The sequence below is a fragment of the Enterococcus sp. AZ009 genome (assembly GCF_050548785.1).
Lineage (GTDB): Bacteria > Bacillota > Bacilli > Lactobacillales > Enterococcaceae > Enterococcus_D > Enterococcus_D entomosocium.
The window spans coordinates 3,451,546-3,470,000 of sequence record NZ_CP172960.1 but is presented as its reverse complement, the minus strand read 5'-3'; the positions used below and the strand labels follow the sequence as shown (position 1 = coordinate 3,470,000).

Sequence of the window (18,455 nt, the reverse complement as noted above, 5' to 3'; positions counted from 1 at the left end):
TACAAGGTCCATTGTGGCATTGTATCTGTTTTATTATGGAGGATTACCCAAGTCCGGCTGAAGGGAACGGTCTTGAAAACCGTCAGGCGGGTAAAACCGTGCAAGGGTTCGAATCCCTTATCCTCCTTAACTGTCTCTTTTGTTGCGAGCAAAAGAATCACAGTCCTTTAATTACTGAAAAGTAATTACTTATCGCGGGATGGAGCAGTCTGGTAGCTCGTCGGGCTCATAACCCGAAGGTCGTAGGTTCAAATCCTGCTCCCGCAATTGCTTTTGTTTTCAAAAGCGCAATAAAAGCTAAATATGGTTTGGTAGTTCAGTTGGTTAGAATGCCTGCCTGTCACGCAGGAGGTCGCGGGTTCGAGTCCCGTCCAGACCGCCATGCGGGTGTAGTTTAGTGGTAAAACCACAGCCTTCCAAGCTGTTGTCGCGAGTTCGATTCTCGTCACCCGCTTTAGCTTTTATTTTTTGGGGCCTATAGCTCAGCTGGTTAGAGCGCACGCCTGATAAGCGTGAGGTCGATGGTTCGAGTCCATTTAGGCCCATCAAAATGTAGTCATACATTTGGGGAAGTACTCAAGTGGCTGAAGAGGCGCCCCTGCTAAGGGTGTAGGTCGGGAAACCGGCGCGAGGGTTCAAATCCCTCCTTCTCCGTTTTTTTATTGGTCCGTTGGTCAAGTGGTTAAGACACCGCCCTTTCACGGCGGTAACACGGGTTCGAATCCCGTACGGATCATTTGTTACTTTTGGAGGATTACCCAAGTCCGGCTGAAGGGAACGGTCTTGAAAACCGTCAGGCGGGTAAAACCGTGCAAGGGTTCGAATCCCTTATCCTCCTTAACTGTCTCTTTTGTTGCGAGCAAAAGAATCACAGTCCTTTAATTGCTGAAAAGTAATTACTTATCGCGGGATGGAGCAGTCTGGTAGCTCGTCGGGCTCATAACCCGAAGGTCGTAGGTTCAAATCCTGCTCCCGCAATCGCTTTGTTTAACGGCAAAGCAGCAATACAAAGCTTCTGGTTTGGTAGTTCAGTTGGTTAGAATGCCTGCCTGTCACGCAGGAGGTCGCGGGTTCGAGTCCCGTCCAGACCGTTGTTTTTGGCTCGGTAGCTCAGTTGGTAGAGCAATGGATTGAAGCTCCATGTGTCGGCAGTTCGATTCTGTCCCGCGCCATAGGAATGCGGGTGTAGTTTAGTGGTAAAACTACAGCCTTCCAAGCTGTTGTCGCGAGTTCGATTCTCGTCACCCGCTTTGCATTTTTTATTTGGGGCCTATAGCTCAGCTGGTTAGAGCGCACGCCTGATAAGCGTGAGGTCGATGGTTCGAGTCCATTTAGGCCCATTACATTTTCAAACTGGTCCGTTGGTCAAGCGGTTAAGACACCGCCCTTTCACGGCGGTAACACGGGTTCGAATCCCGTACGGATCATGCAAACACTCTTGAGAGTGTTTTTTTATTACCCAAAAATGATCTTTTTTATCATTTTTCAACTACGAAGGGTCAAAATTTGTTATAATCAGTCCGTTGCAAGTTCCCGAAAGGATTCGCAGCTGCGAAGATGCCTTGTAACCGAAACATATATTAGGGGGAATACAAAAATGACAGAGAAACACTTATTTACATCAGAGTCCGTTTCAGAAGGACACCCAGACAAAGTAGCCGACCAAATCAGTGATGCCATCTTAGATGCGTTGCTTGCCGAAGATCCAATGGCACGGGTCGCTTGCGAAACGTCAGTTACCACCGGATTGGTTTTAGTCTTTGGAGAAATTTCTACTTCTGCTTATGTAGATATTCAAAAAGTCGTCCGAGAAACCATAAAAGAAATCGGCTATACACGAGCAAAATTCGGCTTTGACGGCGATACGGTTGCTGTTTTGGTAGCGATCGATGAGCAATCACCAGATATCGCTCAAGGCGTTGACGATGCTTTAGAAAGTCGTGGAGAAACGGATAAAGAAGATATCGGTGCCGGTGACCAAGGCTTGATGTTTGGTTTTGCCGTTGATGAAACACCTGAATTGATGCCTTTACCAATCGCATTGAGTCATCGGTTAGTCCGTCGATTAGCAGATTTGCGTAAAAACAATGAACTAAGCTACTTGCGTCCAGATGCAAAATCGCAAGTAACTGTTGAATATGATGATAACGATCAACCACAAAGAGTGGACACCGTCGTTATTAGTACCCAGCATGATGATGCGGCTGATAATGAAACGATCCACCGTGATGTCATTGAAAAAGTGATCAAAGAAGTGGTTCCTGCCGATCTTTTAGACGAGCAGACAAAATATTATATTAATCCTACTGGTCGTTTTGTGATCGGCGGTCCTCAAGGGGATGCCGGTTTGACAGGCAGAAAAATCATCGTTGATACTTATGGCGGCTATGCTCGTCATGGTGGCGGTGCGTTTTCTGGAAAAGACGCAACCAAAGTTGACCGTTCAGCCAGCTATGCGGCTCGCTACATTGCCAAAAACATCGTAGCAGCAAAGCTAGCCAAAAAAGTGGAAGTCCAATTAGCCTATGCGATCGGTGTGGCACAGCCCGTTTCGATCAGCATCAACACTTTTGGTACCGGAACCGTCAGCAACGAGCGCTTGATCCAAGCGGTACGAGAAAACTTTGATTTGCGACCAGCAGGAATTATTGAAATGTTAGATTTGCGCCGTCCGATTTATCGTCAGACTGCCGCTTACGGACATTTCGGTCGTACAGATATCGATTTGCCATGGGAACGCACCGACAAGGTGGCGGCACTTTTGGCAAGTGTGAAGGATTAAAAGAGGCGACCTCTATTGATGACTATCAATAGGGGTTCTTTTTTTTGGAGTAAAAGGAGGAGTTACATGCGAACCAATGTAAAATTAGTCACTATTGCGGTCTTTGTCGCAACGTTTATGACCGCGATCGAAGGAACGATCATTACGACAGCGATGCCTACCATCGTTAGTTCATTGAAAGGGATCGAGATCATGAACTGGGTCTTCTCGATCTATCTTTTGACCAGTGCGATGTTGACCCCGATCTACGGCAAGTTTGCCGATAACATCGGCCGCAAACCAGTCTTTCTATTTGGTACGCTGCTGTTTATTATCGGGTCGGCGTTTTGTGGGATGGCCAACACAATGTTGACGTTGATCATTGCCAGAGCGTTGCAAGGATTAGGCGCAGGGGCCATGATGCCCGTTGCCCTAACGATCATTGCGGACCTGTATCCTGTTGAAAAGAGGGCGAAAGTCTTAGGGCTCAATAGTACTGCTTGGGGGATCGCCAGTGTCGTTGGTCCCTTAGCCGGTGGATTGATCGTAGATACGATCGGGTGGCATTGGATCTTCTTTATCAACGTGCCCATCGGATTAGGGTTGATCGCCTTAATTTGGTTTTATTTTCATGAAGAAAAAAAGGCCTTTGCTGCAGTCAACATTGATTATGCAGGCAGTCTCTTGTTGATGTTGACGTTAGTAGGGCTCCTGCTAGGCTTCCAATTGCTAGGAGATTATGGTGTAAGTCTGCCTGTTATCGGTCTGTTCGTTTTTTCTGTCCTCACGTTTATCGGCTTCATTCGTGTGGAGAAAAAAGCAGCAGATCCGATTATTGATCTGAAGCTGTTCCACTCAAAACTATTTGTGGTGGTAAACATCGTAGCAGCTTTGGCTAGCGGCTTCCTGATGGGGATCGATGTTTATATCCCAATGTGGATGCAAGGGGTATTAGGCATGAGTGCGGGGATTGGCGGGCTTGTGTTGGCACCGTTGTCGATTTTATGGATGATTGGTTCCTTCTTAGCCAGCCGTTGGTTGACACAACACAGTGTCAGTTGGGTCTTGACGGTTAGCTTAGTGATCACGGCTACCGGTGCCTTGTGGTTGTTTTTGACACCGGCACAGACATCATTCTGGTTGTTCTTGGTGATTTCTTCTATTACGGGCGTCGGATTAGGGGCAACGATGGTGGTTTGTACCGTTACTGCCCAAACCAGCGTTGCACCCACCCAAGTCGGCGTGGCGACTTCTTTCAATACGCTGCTGCGAACGATTGGGCAAACCATTATGGTGGCGGTCTTCGGTATCGTTTTAAACACCAGCAATAGCGTGGGCTTGGCACAGGCGCAAGTCACTGACAGCAGTGTCATGAATCAGCTGGTTGATCCAGCCGCCGCGCGTCAGCTGCCAACAGCCTTATTAGGGCAATTACGGGAGATTCTTTATAGCGGTCTACACTGGGTTTTTGGGATCGGTGTTTTACTCATTGTGCTAGCGATTGGTTTGACCCGCACGATTTCGCGAGAATCTGGTACAATATAAAAAAAGGATCGCAGGTGATTGTATGGCTTTTTTACAAGCAAATATCTATTCAAATGTTCTTGAAATGGAGGTAATGATCGATGTGATCTTGCCTCAAAGTACCAAGAAAAAAATCGGTACGCAAAGCCAATCGACGGGCACAGATCTCCCGGTGCTTTATTTATTGCATGGGATGAACGGAAATCATAGTGTCTGGCAGCGACGGACGTCGATCGAGCGATATGCCGCAGAGTATCAACTAGCGGTCATCATGCCGTCTACTGATCTGGGCTGGTATACCGATACGACCTACGAAATGAAGTATTGGACGTTTATCGCCGAAGAATTACCACAAATTTGTCATGAACTGTTTCCTCAACTGACGCAAAAACGAGAAAAAACTTTTGCAGCAGGTCTCTCGATGGGGGGCTATGGGGCAGTAAAACTTGGGCTGCGCAAGCCTGACCAGTTTGCGGCGGTAGCGTCTTTGTCTGGCGCATTAGCGCTGGCTGAAAGCATGGATTCCTTGCTGCAGCTGCGAAGCCAAGCTTATTGGGAAGGAATCTTTGGCCCTTTAGAGCAATTCAAAGGGTCAGAAAATGATTTGATCCATCTGATTGAGACCATCGATCCAAGCACCGCGCCGCGCTTTTTTATTAGCTGCGGAACCGAGGATCAGCTGTATCCGGCAAGTGAATATGCGGTGGATAAGCTGCAAAAACGCAAACTAGCCATAACGTTTGAATCGGGAACTGGGGATCATGATTGGAATTTTTGGGATCAATGGATCCAACGAGTCCTGCAATGGCTTTTTAGTGAATAAAAAAACCATCAGTCGATCGACACCTTAACGTGCCGAGGACTGATGGTTTTTTCGTTCGATACAAAATAAGATCGGCGGCTGGTTGCGCTGATTGATAAATTGATAGGAAAGGACATTATATTCCTCTTGCGGCAGCTGCTGACAAAAGGAGTGGACTTCTTTCAGCTCTGCTTCGCCGCCAGCGTGTCCATAATAGCAGACGAGGATGATTCTACCTTTCGGGACTAAACGTGTCAGTAAAGCTTCTAAAGCCGTTTTCGTTGTATCAGGCAGCGTGATGATCGCTTTGTCCCCTTTTGGCAAGTAGCCTAAATTGAAAATGGCGGCGTGAACCGGACCACTCACAACATCTGCCAACGTCTCATGGCCTTGATGGATCAGCTGAACTTGCGGCAACAGCTCTTTTTCAGTCAAACGTTTTTTGGTGGCTTGGAGGGCTTGTTCTTGAATATCAAAAGCAAACACCTGACCAGTCGGCCCAACTAAGGAAGCCAGTAATTCCGTGTCAAAGCCGTTGCCCATCGTGGCATCAACAGCGGTATGTCCCGGTTGCACAACTTCTTTTAAAAGGGTGTGGCTATAGCGCATGGCGGTCGGAAGCATTGACAAGCTCCTTTCGCACGTTGAATTTCCCTTGATAGGAGTTGCGGCGTAGCATTTCTTGATCGATCTCATTCAAGACTTCCCATTTTTTCAAACTCCACATTGGACCTACCAGAGAATCCCATGGTGCATCGCCTGTCAAGCGATGAATGATGATCTCTGGGGGGATCATTTCTAACTGATCGCAGATCAATGACACATAGGTATCGCGCCGCATCAATTGCAAACGTCCCTCATGATAATCCCGCAGCATCCGAGTATTGCGCATCAAATGCAGCAGGTGCAGTTTGATGCCTTGGATATCAGAATCTTGAATGGTGCGGCGGACGTTTTCTTGCATCATCTCGATCGTCTCGCCTGGTAGGCCATTGATCAAATGGGTACAGACACGAATATTGTGTTTGCGCAGGCTGGCGACGCCGTCTAAGTAGGTTTGATAATCATGGGCGCGGTTGATGGCATTGCTCGTGGTTTCAAACGTCGTTTGCAGTCCTAATTCGACCCATAAATAAAAGCGTTGATTGAGCTCTGCCAGATAGTCAACGACATCTGCTGGTAAGCAGTCTGGTCGGGTCCCAATGGAGATCCCGACAACACCAGGTAGTGTCAGTACTTGCTCGAAGCGCTCGCGGATCACTGCCACCGGTGCGTGGGTGTTCGTAAAATTTTGAAAATAGACAATGTATTTGTCCACTTGCGGCCACTTTTTGTGCATCATGGCGATCTCTTTTTCAAACTGCTCTGGTAGCGGGGCTTCAGGTGCTACGATCATATCGCCAGAGCCGGACACACTGCAAAATGTACAGCCGCCTTTGGCAACGGTGCCGTCACGATTGGGGCAGTCGAAGCCCGCATCGATGGGAACTTTAAAGATTTTTTCGCCAAATTCTTGCCGCAAAGCAAAGTTCCATGAATGGTATCGTTTGTTTTTATCTTCTGCATAAGGAAATGGATTCATTTTTTTACCTTCTTTTATAATTGTTTACGCGTGAAGCGCCAGACAAAACGTTTTTGCAAGTAGTAAGGGTAGGTCAACAGTAGCCAAGACAGGCCGACACAAAAACCGCCTAACACATCACTGGGAAAATGCACGCCAACATAGATGCGGCTGATGCCGATACAACTGATCAATAGGCCTAGCAGAATACGGAGTCCCCATTGCCAAAAAGGCTGCTTGAAGAAAACTGGGACCAAGAAGAGCAATGTCCCATAAAAAACCATACTGCCTGTCGAGTGTCCGCTGGGGAAACTAAAACTTGATTCCGTGACTAAGTGTTCAAGGGTTGGTCGCTCCCGTAAAAAGACCAGTTTGATCAATGGATTAAAGAGCCCGGCAATCCCGATGGTGCCGATACTGAGCCATAGTGCTTCTGCATAATATTTATTGATCACTAAAACGGCTAAAACAGCAAGAAAGAGCAAGATGATCGTGGTAGGATTCGCAAATTTTGTGACCCATAGAAAAAACGGTGTCCAAAACGGATAGCCGGTGCGGATGATGCGAGTCAAGGTTTCGTCAAAGGAGACCAACCAAGTAGGATAAAATTTCACGAGATAGCCGAGAAAAACGAACAGCAGTAAAAAGCAGCTGCCGGCAAATTGAAAATAAAGTTTTTTATGCATGGAAAAGCCTCGTTTCTAGAGAATTTCTGTCCCTTCAAGCAAAGAGACATCTAGAAGGTATTATAGCATTTATCGCAAGACGGAAAAAGCAGGGAACCATTCAGGGAGCATCCCACTGCCAAGGAATATTTTTCGTTGGGTTAAATACAAACTCTTCATTTCAATAAATGTTCGTTTGATTACAAAGAGTTTACAGTTTCTGAAATCGGCTCAAATACCTTTTATAAATTCTTAAGAAATTGTATACTAAACCTACGTTCACTATAAGGAAAAAACGGAGGAATAACGGACATGAACACGAGTCAATCAAGAAAAGTACATCGTCAAGCAGACCAATCGGGCGATAAGTATCGAGTGATCAAAAAAAGTGCAGTTGTTTTAGGAACGACACTGACTGCTTGCTCTGTTGTAGCTCCATTGGTGTCATCGGTTCAAGCAGAAGCCGTAGAGACCTCGATCGCCCAAGTTTCTACTAGCAATTTTGCCGCGCCGAATACTTCCGCATTTATTGCCGAAATCGCTACTTACGCTCAGCCCGTGGCACAAGCCAACGATTTATATGCTTCTGTGATGATCGCACAAGCCATTTTAGAAAGTGGTTGGGGCCGAAGCAGTTTATCAAAAGCACCGAATTATAATCTATTCGGGATCAAAGGCAGCTACAACGGTCAAACCGTTTATATGAGTACTTTGGAGTACTTGAACAATCAATGGTTGACTATGAATGAACCCTTTAAGCGCTACCCATCATACACGCAATCATTCGAAGATAACGCACGTACTTTACGCTCAACCTCTTTACAAAGCGGCGTTTCATATTATTCTGGCGCTTGGAAAAGCAATACGACTTCATATCTTGATGCAACCGCATGGCTAGCAGGCCGCTATGCGACTGCACCCAATTATGCTTCTTCCCTGAATGCAGTGATCCAACAATTTGGTTTGACGCAATACGACACACCTGCTTCTGGCAATGCCGGTGGTGGTGCCACAGCTAGCGCATCAACCAATACTACGACTACAACGGCGGCTGTCAGCACGAGCGGCAGTCAAACGTATACAGTCGCTTCGGGCGACTCTGTATGGTCGATCGCTAACAAACATGGGATCTCAATGGATCAGTTGCGCAGCTTGAACAACATCAAAAATGATTTTGTTTATCCAGGGCAAACGTTGAAAGTTAACGGCAGCACCCAAAGTACTTCGGCAACTTCTACGGTATCGATCGTCAATCGTAATACTTCAGCAACTACATCAGGCAACACCTATACCGTAGTTTCTGGTGATTCAGTCTGGTCGATCGCCAATAAACATGGGATTTCAATGGATCAATTCCGCAGTTTGAACAATATCAAAAATGACTTTGTCTACCCAGGACAAAAAGTTGTCGTCAGTGGTGGTTCGTCTACGAATACCAGCAGTACCACGACCGTCAGCACTGCATCAACTGCTAGCCAAAGCAGTCGCGGTACCTATACAGTGGCAGCGGGTGATTCAGTCTGGTCGATCGCCAACAAACATGGGATCTCCATGGATCAATTTCGCAGTTTGAACAATATTAAAAATGATTTTGTCTACCCAGGACAAAAAGTTGTCGTCAGTGGTAGTTCCGCAACGAGTACAAGTACAACAACGAGCACGACCGTCAGCAGCCAAACCAGTAGCAGTGCTGCAGGCAACACCTATACGGTGGCAGCGGGTGATTCAGTCTGGTCAGTTGCCAATAAACACGGGATTTCGATGGACCAATTCCGCAACTGGAACAACATCAAAAATGATTTTATCTATCCAGGACAAAAGGTGGTCGTCAAGCAAGGCGGCACGGCAGCTACTACCAGCACTTCAGCGACCAATGGTACTTACAAGGTCGCATCGGGGGATTCCGTTTGGGGGATCGCAGATAAGTTTGGCATCACGACGGATCAATTTATTCAATGGAACAATATTCAAAATAACTTTATTTACCCAGGACAAACAGTTAGGGTAAAATAGATTGCTATTCCTAATGATTTTTGTTAGGATAAGTGCAAAGAAACTTTCACGTTTGAGAAGGAATAGTAGAAGTACGGTGGGACTTTTAGAGAGTGCATGGTTGGTGGAAATGCACAGCACACCTTTCGAACTCGTCTTCGAGTGATATCTGACTGAACCTGATTTGGCTAGGCAGATACGGCGATGGCCGTTAAAACATCGAGGTCTGCTTTTTTGAGGAGCAGATAAACTTAGGTGGTACCACGTTGATAACGTCCTATAAAAATCATAGCGATTTTTATAGGACTTTTTTTAAGTTTTGCTGGTTGATTTGACGAGCAAAGCACCAATTTTTAGGAGGAGTCCATCGTGAATTACAATCACAAAGAAATCGAAAAAAAATGGCAAAAATATTGGGCAAAGAAAAATGAGTTCAACACCCATGATGAGCCGGACAAACCAAAATTTTATGCGCTAGATATGTTCCCATATCCATCCGGACAAGGATTACATGTCGGACATCCAGAAGGCTATACGGCTACGGATATCTTGAGCCGCTTCAAACGCAGCCAAGGGTACAATGTACTGCACCCAATGGGCTGGGATGCCTTTGGTCTGCCTGCCGAACAATATGCACTAGATACAGGAAATGATCCAGCGGAATTTACGAAGAAAAATATTGAGACCTTCCGCCGTCAAATCAATGCGCTAGGGTTCAGCTATGACTGGAATCGTGAAATCAATACGACAGATCCTGAATATTACAAGTGGACGCAATGGATCTTTACCAAGCTTTATGAAAAAGGGTTAGCTTATGAAGCCGAAGTTCCGGTAAATTGGGTACCAGAGCTTGGAACTGTGATCGCCAATGAAGAAGTCATTGACGGCAAGAGCGAACGGGGCGGCTATGATGTGATCCGCAAACCGATGCGCCAATGGATGCTAAAAATCACGGCATATGCTGATCGTTTGTTGGACGATTTAGAAGAAGTTGATTGGCCAGAAAGCATCAAAGAAATGCAACGCAATTGGATCGGACGTTCTGTCGGAGCCAACGTAACGTTTAAAGTGGCAGGGATGGAAAAAGACTTTACCGTCTTTACGACTCGCCCAGATACCTTGTTTGGTGCGACCTACGCTGTATTGGCACCAGAACATGAGCTAGTGGCCCAAATCACTACCCCAGAACAAAAAGCAGCCATTGATGCCTATGTAGAAGAAGCATCGAAAAAATCTGATTTGAACCGAACAGATTTGGCCAAAGAAAAAACCGGTGTCTTCACTGGTGCCTATGCCATCAATCCCGTGAATGGCAAAGAGATCCCGATTTGGATCGCCGATTACGTTTTGGCTTCTTATGGAACAGGTGCGATCATGGCGGTTCCTGCCCATGACGAACGTGACCACGAATTTGCCAAAACATTCGGTTTAGAGATCATTCCTGTATTGGCAGGGGGCAACGTGGAAGAATCTGCCTATACCGAAGATGGACTGCATATCAATTCAGACTTTTTGGATGGGCTAGACAAAGAGACCGCCATTGAAAAAATGGTCGCATGGTTGGAAGAAAACCATGTTGGGAAAAAAGAAGTCAGCTATCGTCTTCGCGATTGGTTGTTCTCTCGCCAACGGTATTGGGGTGAACCAATCCCAATCATCCATTGGGAAGATGGGACGACCACAGCGCTTGCTGAAGATCAGCTGCCATTGCGTTTGCCAAAAACCGACAATATCAAACCAAGCGGTACCGGGGAATCGCCATTAGCTAATGTCACGGATTGGGTCAATGTCACCGATCCAGAAACTGGGAAAAAAGGACGTCGCGAAACCAATACGATGCCACAATGGGCAGGAAGCTCATGGTATTTCTTACGCTTTATCGATCCTCATAATAAGTCTGTTTTGGCAGACTATGATAAATTGAAACGCTGGATGCCAGTCGATATTTATATCGGTGGGGCGGAACACGCTGTCTTGCATTTGCTTTATGCTCGCTTCTGGCATAAATTCTTGTATGATATCGGTGTCGTACCAACGAAAGAACCATTTGAAAAATTGTTCAACCAAGGGATGATCCTTGGGGAAAACAATGAAAAAATGTCGAAATCCCGCGGCAACGTCGTCAATCCAGATGATGTCATCAATCAATACGGTGCAGATACTTTGCGTCTATATGAAATGTTTATGGGACCATTGGATGCATCGATCGCCTGGAATGAGAATGGCCTTGAAGGCAGTCGCAAATTCTTGGATCGCGTGTGGCGCTTGATCGTCGATGAAAATGGCAAAATGCGCGACCGCATCACGACATTCAACGATGGAAAATTGTCGAAGGTGTATAACCAAACGGTTAAAAAAGTGACGGAAGATTATGAACAGCTGCATTTCAATACGGCGATTTCCCAATTGATGGTCTTCGTCAATGAAGCGTATAAAGCTGATGCCTTACCTTACGAGTATGTCGAAGGATTTGTGCAGCTATTGGCTCCAATCGCACCGCATATCGGTGAAGAGCTCTGGTCGATCCTCGGGAATGACCATGGGATCTCTTATGTGCCTTGGCCAACCTATGACGAAAGTGCCCTAGTGGAAGATGAGATCGAAGTCGTCTTTCAAGTCAACGGCAAAGTTCGTGCCAAAGCAATGGTTCCAGCAGACGCAGAAAAAGCAGTGCTTGAACAATTGGCCCAAGAAAACGAACTTGTCCAAGAACAGCTCCAAGAAAAAACGATCCGCAAAGTGATCGTCGTACCCAATAAATTGGTTAATATCGTTGCAAACTAAACGCTAAAAAAGTAGCTGCCTAACAGGACAATGGTCTGTTAGGCAGCTTTTTGGTAGCGACAAAGAAAAAAAGTGTTACTGAGTGGTTCTCAGCAACACTTTTTTGTTATTTTTTGCGAATGATCCCATAGAACAAAGCGGCTGTTGCGACCAATGGAATCAAGATCACTAGTAGAAAGCCGTTTGGATACGTAGCGCGAGTGAAAATTTCTGATGAAGCATCACTTCCGCCAAATAGATGATTGGAAATCATGAACTGAGCCATCATAGCAACGATTGCGACAAAACCAATTGCAGCACCAGTACCGACGAATAATTTTTTCTTTGCGTTGTTCATTACATTTGCCCCTTTTATAGTCTCTATGTATCATTATACAAAATTTGGATACGTGTTCAATCTGATTTTGTCAAATAATTGATTCGTAATACACTTGAAATGTTTCTGACATATTTAAGCGCTAAAAAAGCCAAATTTCCGCTTGTTAGCGATCATATTATTCGCTGATCCTCACAGACTCTCGTATAATAAAGAAAGAGAAAAGAAAGAGGGGACGTACATGGAGTATCAATCATTTGAAGGCCAAACGGCTTTTTTTGAAGATTATGCACGGATTGCCAAACCTGGCTATGAAGAAGAGGCAGTCACTGCCGATGTCTTGGAACAGTTGAATCAACAATTAACAGAAGAAGAGCTGTTTTACCGTTTAGCAGCCGAAGATGCCAAAGAAGGGCAAGTCTTTTTGTTTCCTTTCAGCAAGCGAATGTTTACCGAAGACCTTGACGCTGCCATTTCAACAGAATTCCGTTATGATGGCGCACCCTATGTCTATGAGACTTACGAAGATGAACAACCTTAATCACACAGGAAAAAAGCTTTCAGATGATTTAATGGATCATCTGAAAGCTTTTTTTGTTGAGACAACTTGTTGCTATTGGTGCTTGGCTTGCTGCTGCGCTAAGGTCAAGTCACCGATGTAAGGGACTTTTTTTCCAGCGACTTTCAAGTATTGTTCGGCGCCTTTGCCCGCAATAATCACGATATCACGACCGTCTGCTTCAGCGATCGCCAATTTGACGGCTTGAGCCCGATCCATCTCATGAATGATGGCAACTTCAGGATTGGTGATAGCATCTGCAATTTCTTTTGCGATCGCAGCTGCTTCTTCAAAATCAGGATCATCGCTGGTCAGGTAGACTTTGTCCGCATATTCTCCTAGCGCTCGTCCCATATCTGCTCGGCGAGATTGGGCTTTTCCGCCAGCACTGCCAGTGACAAAAAGCAGGCGGCCATCTGGTCGTAATTGACGGGCAAGTTCACTTAATGATTGGAAGCTCAGGTAATTGTGGGCATAGTCAACGATCATGACGGCGCCATTTTCTTTTTCTAAAACGATCATTCGTCCAGGGATGATCACTGTCGGCAGGACTTTCTGAGCGTCCTCACGAGAGGCACCCGCTAAGCAGGCAGCCAAAATCGCCGCTGCGGCGTTCTCATGGTTGAAAGAACCTAAGATCCCCAGTTGATATTCACCAGAGACTTGCAAGACATCAGAAGCAGCTGTCAGGGCGAAACTCTTTAGGTCCATTCCTTCTTGAACGACATAATCGGCATCTGAACGTCCGTAGGTGATATAAGGAACTTGATGGACTTCACAAGTTTCTCGCAGCAAGTGGTAGTGATCGCTTTGACGATTTAAAATCATTTGTTTGCTGTTGCGAATCAGTTCCCGTTTGCAGTAAAGATAATCATCATAAGTTGGATGTTCCACCGGTCCAATGTGATCAGGCGAAATATTCAAGAACGCGCCAATATCAAAGGTAATGCCGGCTACCCGTTTGGTTTTATACGCTTGAGAAGAAACTTCCATTACAAGATGGGTCATGCCGTTTGCAACAGCCTCAGCCATCATTTTATAAAGATCCAGTGTTTCGGGAGTCGTCAACACTGCTTCATTAAAGGTTTTTCCATTGACTGAGTTTTCCTCAGATGAAAAGAATGCTACTTTTTGACCCGTCGATTCTGCTAAAATCGCCCGAGCAAAATAGGCGCAGCTGGTTTTGCCTTTGGTGCCAGTGATGCCGATGGTCACCAGCTGTTCTTGCGGGTTGCCATAAAATGCTTGAGCGATCACTGCCATCGTTTCTCGAATGTCCGTAACAATGATCCCGTAGGTTGCGAAGTTGTCATAAGGTGTTTCTGAAATGTAGCACTGAATGCCTTGATCAATGGCGGCGGCTAGGTAGCTTTCTTTAAAAGAAGCCCCTTTACAGAAAAAAAGCGTTGCCGCATCGGCCGTTCGCGAGTCGTAACTTAAGGAGGTAAAGGCAATATCAGTCATTTCTTGCGGCACGGTATAAACCCAATCAGTGGGGGTGATGATTTCTTTTAATAGGTTTTCCTGCAATAAGAGTTTGCGGATCTGTGGCACGGTAATGAGTTCCTTTTGCATCGTTGTTCTCCTTCATTCCTCTAAAGATTTCTCTTATTATAGCATAACTCCTAAAAACCGCCGTTTAGGAGGGAAAAGTTTTCTTTTTTTTCTTCTTATTTTGAAGAAACTTTAAGATGTTGCAAAAATAGATTGCGACCAACTCTTTTTCGAATTAAAATGGAAGGGATATGTTTGTAGAAAGTTGGAGATAATGGCGATGGATAATCACATGCGTTCAGTGTCAAAAGAATTAACTACACAAGAAAAAATGGCTCAAGGATCTGCTTGGATGACAATGGGCAATATCGGTTCACGTTTGCTTGGCGCCATTTACATTTTACCTTGGTATTATTGGATGGGGGCAAATGCCGATAAAGCAAATGCGTTATTTGGGATGGGCTATAATGTTTACGCCTTATTTTTAATGATCTCAACTGCTGGGATCCCATCGGCAATTGCCAAGCAGATTTCTTTTTATAATTCTCGCCAAGAATACCGCACCAGCCAGAAGCTCTTTTTAAGGGCCTTCCAATTGATGGCAGGCTTTGGCGTGGTGACCGCCGGAATCATGTATTTGGCAGCCCCATGGTTGGCAACGGCTTCAGGTGGCGGGGAAGAATTGATTCCTGCAATGCGCTCATTGAGCATTGCACTATTGGTCTTTCCTTGTATGAGTGTTATGCGAGGATACTTCCAAGGAAACCAAGACATGAAACCTTTTGCGATCTCGCAAGTTGTCGAACAAATCGCCCGCGTCTGCTATATGCTTTTGGCGACCTTCATCATTATGCGGGTTATCGAAGGCGAATACACGGCGGCTGTGACGCAATCGACCTTTGCCGCCTTTATCGGTGTCTTAGCCAGTATTTTGGTTTTAGGCTATTACTTCCAAAAGCAACGGGTACGGATGGACGTCTTAGTCGATATGAGCAAAGAAGAAACCGTGTTGCAAACCAAAGAATTGGTTTTAGCGACCATCAAAGAAGCGATCCCTTTTATTATCGTTGGTTCTGGGATCACGATTTTAAAATTGGTGGATCAATACACCTTTGTGCGGATCATGAGTAGTTTTACTGAATTTTCAAATGATCAGCTCTTAGAATTAATGGCGATTTTCGGTAGCAACCCTGATAAGTTGACGATGGTGGTTATCGGATTAGCTACTTCCATGGCTTCAACAGGCTTGCCTTTGATCAGTGAAGCAGTCGCCAAAAAAGACAAAAAGAACTTAGCTAAATTGATCAGCAATAACTTACAATTGTATTCCTTTGTAATGTTCCCAGCGACCTTTGGGATGATCGTGCTGTCTTATCCCTTATACACCTTGTTTTATCGTCCAGATGCGTTAGGAGCGAGCGTTTTAGTCGCTGCCTGTCTGTCTGGTCTGGTCTTGGGCTTGTTTATGCTTAGTTCTAGTATGCTGCAAGGAATGTACCACAACAAAGAAGCCGTTGTTTTCTTCTTTGTAGGGTTGCTGGTGAAGTTGATCCTGCAGTATCCAGCGATTCGGTTGTTCCAAGTTTATGGCCCATTAGTTTCCACGACGATTGCTTTAGGGATCGTCTGCTGGCTGAACATTCGCAAGATGATACGCAAAGGCCATTTCAATGTAAACTTAACGTTGCGACGGACGTTATTGATTGGCGCGATGACGATCATTATGGTGATCGCAGCGTTGATCGCCCGCCAACTCTTTGGTCTCATCTTTAGCTCTGAAAGAAAAGTCCAAGCCTTTATCTTGAGCTTGCTAGTAGCAGGAGTCGGTGGCAGTGTGTACATCTACATTGCGCTGAAATTGCGTTTAGCTGAAAAACTACTCGGCTCATCAATGGTTCGTTTACGCCAGAAATTACACATCAAATAAAACTAGAAGCAGCCGCTGAGCCTCCTTTGTGAGACCTTGGCGGCTGTTTTATATGAAAGGAAGAAACCGATGCGTTTAGACAAGTTTTTAGCGGATATGGGTTATGGCTCCCGCAAAGAAGTGAAACAGTTGATCAAAAAAGGTCTCGTGACCGTCAATGGACAAGTCATCAAGAGTGACAAAGCGCAAGTACTAGAAACACAAGATACCGTTTGTTTTGAGGGGGAACCCATCGTCTATCAAAGCCAGTTTTATTATTTGCTGAATAAACCCGCTGGAGTGATTTCGGCAACCGTCGATTCCTATGAAGAGACGGTCTTAGATTTGTTTTCTGAAGAAGCGTTTCGCGAAGATTTGTTTCCAGTAGGACGGTTGGATAAAGACACCGAAGGCTTTTTGCTGATTACGAACGATGGCGGATTGGCGCATCAATTATTGTCGCCTAAGAAGCATGTGGAAAAAGAATATTATGCCCAAGTCGAGGGAATCATGACAGCGGAGGATCAAAAAACCTTTGCCAAAGGCATCAAATTAGACGGCGAGTGGACCTTGCCGGCTGAACTGCAGATCCTCAACGTCGATGAAGACGAAACGCGCAGCGAAATCAAACTGATCCTCCATGAAGGCAAGTTTCATCAAGTCAAACGGATGGTCCATGCAGTAGGAAAAGAAGTCGTTTATTTGAAACGGATTCGCATGGGAGGCCTGTCCCTGCCAGATGATTTGGCATTAGGCGAGTATCGGGAATTGACTCCTGAGGAATTGGCGAAGCTGCAAGAGCGAGGATAAGACGATCGGCGAGCTAAAGAAATTCTTATGAAAGTTGTTATTCGGCTGCAATATTTGTAAAAAAAGCCCGTTTTATAGGTGATTTACATGAAAGTTTGCAACAATAGACTTTAAACTGTTGGAAAAACCCTCTTTTTTTTCATGAATAAGCATGTTAAAGTAGCCAAGCTACTAAAAAAAGAAGGAGTTACCTCATTGAAGAAAAAGATTTTTTTATTGCTCGCCCTTACGTTGCCGCTTTTCCAGCCAGCTATCAGTTATGCTGCTGAAACCAAGAGCAGCGAGGAACTGACGGTTTTGACCACAGAACTAGCCTCTTATGAAGACGAAGTCACCACCAGCCAACAGAAAGTCACAGCGTTGGAAAGTCAATTAGCGGATTATCAGGAAGAATTAAGCCAACTGGCAGAAGAAAGCAAGGAAGTTCAAACGCAGATCACTGCACTAAATGATCAAAAAGCCCAGCACCAAGGAAGCCAAGCGCAAAGCAGTCTGGTAGTCGATGGACCGCAAGCCACGATCCAGCAACTACGCAAGTTTAGTGAACAACAAGCGGCTTTACGGGAAGTGAACCAACAATTGGCGGAAAAAGAAGCCGAACAACAACGAATCACTTCGTACCAAACCTTGACGCAAGCCCAATTAGTACATAGCGAAGAACAATTAGCAACAGCCAAAAAAGAATTGCAGTCCCAACAAGAGCAGCTGCAGCAGACGCAAGCCCAAGTGCAAGACCTACAAGAAAAAGTGGAGCAAGAAGCAAAAGCAGCTGAAGAAGCGAAACAAAAAGCCAAAGAAGCAGCGGAGAAAGCGGCAGCCAGTGAATTTTCACTGCCAATCACTGGCTCCGTGTCGATCTCCAGCGGTTTTGGTACTCGAGCAGACCCGACTGGTTTTTCAGGGACGCAGCATGACGGGATCGACTTCACAGGTCAAGCGGGGGAGAAAATCGTCGCCGCTCGTGATGGACAGGTAGAAGATGCTGGCTATGGCCCAAGCACTGGAAATTACGTGATTTTGGCTCACGATAATGGCTTTTACTCGTATTATTTTCATTTAACAGCTGTCAGTGTCTCAAAGGGGGCGACCGTTGCAGTCGGCGACCAAGTCGGTACGATGGGGACGACTGGAAATTCGACAGGCGTCCATCTGCACTTTGGACTGAGTAAGACGTTGTGGTCAGAATTCGTTGATCCAGCAGCTTACTTACCGCTATAAACCAAAATACCAAGTAGAAGCATGGAGAAAATCATCTGAAACCAAAAAGCATGACTGACAAGA

General features: G+C 45.6%; 14 protein-coding genes, 15 tRNA genes, 1 riboswitch and 1 other annotated feature (1 of these 31 running past the window's edge). Of the genes, 24 read left to right on the top strand and 5 right to left on the bottom strand.

Annotated elements, in window-relative coordinates:
- The 18 genes from IGJ74_RS16425 to IGJ74_RS16340 form a co-directional block, all read left to right on the top strand.
- Positions 1 to 11, top strand: a tRNA-Ile gene (locus IGJ74_RS16425); it begins 63 nt to the left of the window's first position.
- Between the two features lie 26 nt (positions 12 to 37).
- Positions 38 to 127: transfer RNA gene (locus IGJ74_RS16420), tRNA-Ser, on the top strand.
- A gap of 66 nt (positions 128 to 193) precedes the next feature.
- Positions 194 to 267, top strand: a tRNA-Met gene (locus tag IGJ74_RS16415).
- Between the two features lie 38 nt (positions 268 to 305).
- Positions 306 to 382: transfer RNA gene (locus IGJ74_RS16410), tRNA-Asp, on the top strand.
- 1 nt (position 383) lies between these two features.
- Positions 384 to 454 (top strand) — tRNA-Gly (locus IGJ74_RS16405).
- Between the two features lie 17 nt (positions 455 to 471).
- Positions 472 to 545, top strand: a tRNA-Ile gene (locus IGJ74_RS16400).
- Between the two features lie 21 nt (positions 546 to 566).
- Positions 567 to 654 (top strand) — tRNA-Ser (locus tag IGJ74_RS16395).
- Positions 655 to 664: 10 nt separating this feature from the next.
- Positions 665 to 736 (top strand) — tRNA-Glu (locus IGJ74_RS16390).
- A 12-nt stretch (positions 737 to 748) separates the two neighbouring features.
- Positions 749 to 838 (top strand) — tRNA-Ser (locus IGJ74_RS16385).
- Between the two features lie 66 nt (positions 839 to 904).
- A tRNA-Met gene (locus IGJ74_RS16380) sits at positions 905 to 978 on the top strand.
- A 39-nt stretch (positions 979 to 1,017) separates the two neighbouring features.
- Positions 1,018 to 1,091, top strand: a tRNA-Asp gene (locus IGJ74_RS16375).
- An 8-nt stretch (positions 1,092 to 1,099) separates the two neighbouring features.
- A tRNA-Phe gene (locus IGJ74_RS16370) sits at positions 1,100 to 1,172 on the top strand.
- Positions 1,173 to 1,179: 7 nt separating this feature from the next.
- Positions 1,180 to 1,250 (top strand) — tRNA-Gly (locus IGJ74_RS16365).
- Positions 1,251 to 1,266: 16 nt separating this feature from the next.
- A tRNA-Ile gene (locus IGJ74_RS16360) sits at positions 1,267 to 1,340 on the top strand.
- Positions 1,341 to 1,355: 15 nt separating this feature from the next.
- Positions 1,356 to 1,427: transfer RNA gene (locus IGJ74_RS16355), tRNA-Glu, on the top strand.
- Between the two features lie 91 nt (positions 1,428 to 1,518).
- Positions 1,519 to 1,600, top strand: a riboswitch (SMK box riboswitch).
- On the top strand, positions 1,598 to 2,782 hold the full coding sequence (gene metK, locus IGJ74_RS16350; RefSeq protein WP_087664542.1) for a methionine adenosyltransferase: 1,185 nt from the start codon (positions 1,598 to 1,600) through the stop codon (positions 2,780 to 2,782). (Overlaps the previous riboswitch by 3 nt.)
- Before the next feature lie 66 nt (positions 2,783 to 2,848).
- The gene (locus tag IGJ74_RS16345; RefSeq protein WP_005233363.1) at positions 2,849 to 4,306 is read left to right on the top strand and encodes an MDR family MFS transporter; all 1,458 of its coding nucleotides are present in this window, start codon (positions 2,849 to 2,851) and stop codon (positions 4,304 to 4,306) included.
- Between the two features lie 22 nt (positions 4,307 to 4,328).
- Complete coding sequence (locus tag IGJ74_RS16340; protein ID WP_087664543.1) at positions 4,329 to 5,108, top strand: alpha/beta hydrolase; 780 nt, start codon at positions 4,329 to 4,331, stop codon at positions 5,106 to 5,108.
- Positions 5,109 to 5,132: 24 nt separating this feature from the next.
- On the opposite strand, the gene IGJ74_RS16335 is transcribed toward IGJ74_RS16340, so the two are convergent.
- From IGJ74_RS16335 to IGJ74_RS16325, 3 genes are read right to left on the bottom strand one after another with little or no spacing between them, the layout of a single operon-like run.
- Positions 5,133 to 5,711 carry a tRNA (mnm(5)s(2)U34)-methyltransferase gene (locus IGJ74_RS16335; RefSeq protein ID WP_005233365.1) on the bottom strand — a complete coding sequence of 193 codons (579 nt, stop codon included), beginning with the start codon at positions 5,709 to 5,711 and terminating at the stop codon, positions 5,133 to 5,135.
- Positions 5,686 to 6,669 carry a TIGR01212 family radical SAM protein gene (locus IGJ74_RS16330; RefSeq protein WP_016613000.1) on the bottom strand — a complete coding sequence of 328 codons (984 nt, stop codon included), beginning with the start codon at positions 6,667 to 6,669 and terminating at the stop codon, positions 5,686 to 5,688. Before IGJ74_RS16330 ends, IGJ74_RS16335 begins: the two co-directional genes overlap by 26 nt.
- Before the next feature lie 14 nt (positions 6,670 to 6,683).
- Entirely contained in the window at positions 6,684 to 7,334 is a 651-nt protein-coding gene (locus IGJ74_RS16325) for a phosphatase PAP2 family protein (RefSeq protein ID WP_008382009.1), read from the bottom strand.
- 291 nt (positions 7,335 to 7,625) lie between these two features.
- Here IGJ74_RS16325 and IGJ74_RS16320 point away from each other — a divergent pair, with 291 nt between their 5' ends.
- The gene (locus IGJ74_RS16320) at positions 7,626 to 9,326 is read left to right on the top strand and encodes a LysM peptidoglycan-binding domain-containing protein (RefSeq protein WP_087664544.1); all 1,701 of its coding nucleotides are present in this window, start codon (positions 7,626 to 7,628) and stop codon (positions 9,324 to 9,326) included.
- A gap of 42 nt (positions 9,327 to 9,368) precedes the next feature.
- Positions 9,369 to 9,588: a binding site (T-box leader), on the top strand.
- A gap of 86 nt (positions 9,589 to 9,674) precedes the next feature.
- A complete protein-coding gene (gene leuS, locus IGJ74_RS16315) occupies positions 9,675 to 12,089 on the top strand; it encodes a leucine--tRNA ligase (protein ID WP_218193038.1) in 2,415 nt (804 codons plus the stop codon).
- 106 nt (positions 12,090 to 12,195) lie between these two features.
- Here leuS and IGJ74_RS16310 read toward each other — a convergent pair whose 3' ends face one another.
- Positions 12,196 to 12,426: a hypothetical protein gene (locus IGJ74_RS16310; RefSeq protein WP_005233376.1), complete on the bottom strand. Its 231-nt coding sequence runs from the start codon at positions 12,424 to 12,426 to the stop codon at positions 12,196 to 12,198.
- A gap of 220 nt (positions 12,427 to 12,646) precedes the next feature.
- On the opposite strand from IGJ74_RS16310, the gene IGJ74_RS16305 reads away from it, so the two are divergent.
- Entirely contained in the window at positions 12,647 to 12,946 is a 300-nt protein-coding gene (locus IGJ74_RS16305) for a DUF5960 family protein (RefSeq protein WP_008382014.1), read from the top strand.
- 72 nt (positions 12,947 to 13,018) lie between these two features.
- On the opposite strand, the gene murE is transcribed toward IGJ74_RS16305, so the two are convergent.
- Positions 13,019 to 14,539: a UDP-N-acetylmuramyl-tripeptide synthetase gene (gene murE, locus IGJ74_RS16300; protein ID WP_218193037.1), complete on the bottom strand. Its 1,521-nt coding sequence runs from the start codon at positions 14,537 to 14,539 to the stop codon at positions 13,019 to 13,021.
- A gap of 199 nt (positions 14,540 to 14,738) precedes the next feature.
- Between murE and IGJ74_RS16295 the strand changes: the two genes are divergently transcribed.
- From IGJ74_RS16295 to IGJ74_RS16285, 3 genes are all read left to right on the top strand, one after another.
- Entirely contained in the window at positions 14,739 to 16,385 is a 1,647-nt protein-coding gene (locus tag IGJ74_RS16295; RefSeq protein WP_008382016.1) for a putative polysaccharide biosynthesis protein, read from the top strand.
- Between the two features lie 69 nt (positions 16,386 to 16,454).
- A complete protein-coding gene (locus IGJ74_RS16290; protein ID WP_008382017.1) occupies positions 16,455 to 17,174 on the top strand; it encodes a pseudouridine synthase in 720 nt (239 codons plus the stop codon).
- Between the two features lie 141 nt (positions 17,175 to 17,315).
- The gene (locus IGJ74_RS16285; protein WP_194188305.1) at positions 17,316 to 18,392 is read left to right on the top strand and encodes a M23 family metallopeptidase; all 1,077 of its coding nucleotides are present in this window, start codon (positions 17,316 to 17,318) and stop codon (positions 18,390 to 18,392) included.
- The last annotated feature ends 63 nt before the right edge of the window (positions 18,393 to 18,455 follow it).

What these genes read in the sequence shown, in the direction of transcription:
- IGJ74_RS16285 (WP_194188305.1), top strand. Translation starts at nt 17,316, where the DNA reads ATGAATAAGCATGTTAAAGTAGCCAAGCTACTAAAAAAAGAAGGAGTT.
- IGJ74_RS16310 (WP_005233376.1), bottom strand. Translation starts at nt 12,426, where the DNA reads ATGAACAACGCAAAGAAAAAATTATTCGTCGGTACTGGTGCTGCAATT.
- IGJ74_RS16335 (WP_005233365.1), bottom strand. Translation starts at nt 5,711, where the DNA reads ATGCTTCCGACCGCCATGCGCTATAGCCACACCCTTTTAAAAGAAGTT.
- murE (WP_218193037.1), bottom strand. Translation starts at nt 14,539, where the DNA reads ATGCAAAAGGAACTCATTACCGTGCCACAGATCCGCAAACTCTTATTG.
- IGJ74_RS16305 (WP_008382014.1), top strand. Translation starts at nt 12,647, where the DNA reads ATGGAGTATCAATCATTTGAAGGCCAAACGGCTTTTTTTGAAGATTAT.
- IGJ74_RS16340 (WP_087664543.1), top strand. Translation starts at nt 4,329, where the DNA reads ATGGCTTTTTTACAAGCAAATATCTATTCAAATGTTCTTGAAATGGAG.
- IGJ74_RS16290 (WP_008382017.1), top strand. Translation starts at nt 16,455, where the DNA reads ATGCGTTTAGACAAGTTTTTAGCGGATATGGGTTATGGCTCCCGCAAA.
- IGJ74_RS16295 (WP_008382016.1), top strand. Translation starts at nt 14,739, where the DNA reads ATGGATAATCACATGCGTTCAGTGTCAAAAGAATTAACTACACAAGAA.
- metK (WP_087664542.1), top strand. Translation starts at nt 1,598, where the DNA reads ATGACAGAGAAACACTTATTTACATCAGAGTCCGTTTCAGAAGGACAC.
- IGJ74_RS16320 (WP_087664544.1), top strand. Translation starts at nt 7,626, where the DNA reads ATGAACACGAGTCAATCAAGAAAAGTACATCGTCAAGCAGACCAATCG.
- IGJ74_RS16325 (WP_008382009.1), bottom strand. Translation starts at nt 7,334, where the DNA reads ATGCATAAAAAACTTTATTTTCAATTTGCCGGCAGCTGCTTTTTACTG.
- IGJ74_RS16345 (WP_005233363.1), top strand. Translation starts at nt 2,849, where the DNA reads ATGCGAACCAATGTAAAATTAGTCACTATTGCGGTCTTTGTCGCAACG.
- IGJ74_RS16330 (WP_016613000.1), bottom strand. Translation starts at nt 6,669, where the DNA reads ATGAATCCATTTCCTTATGCAGAAGATAAAAACAAACGATACCATTCA.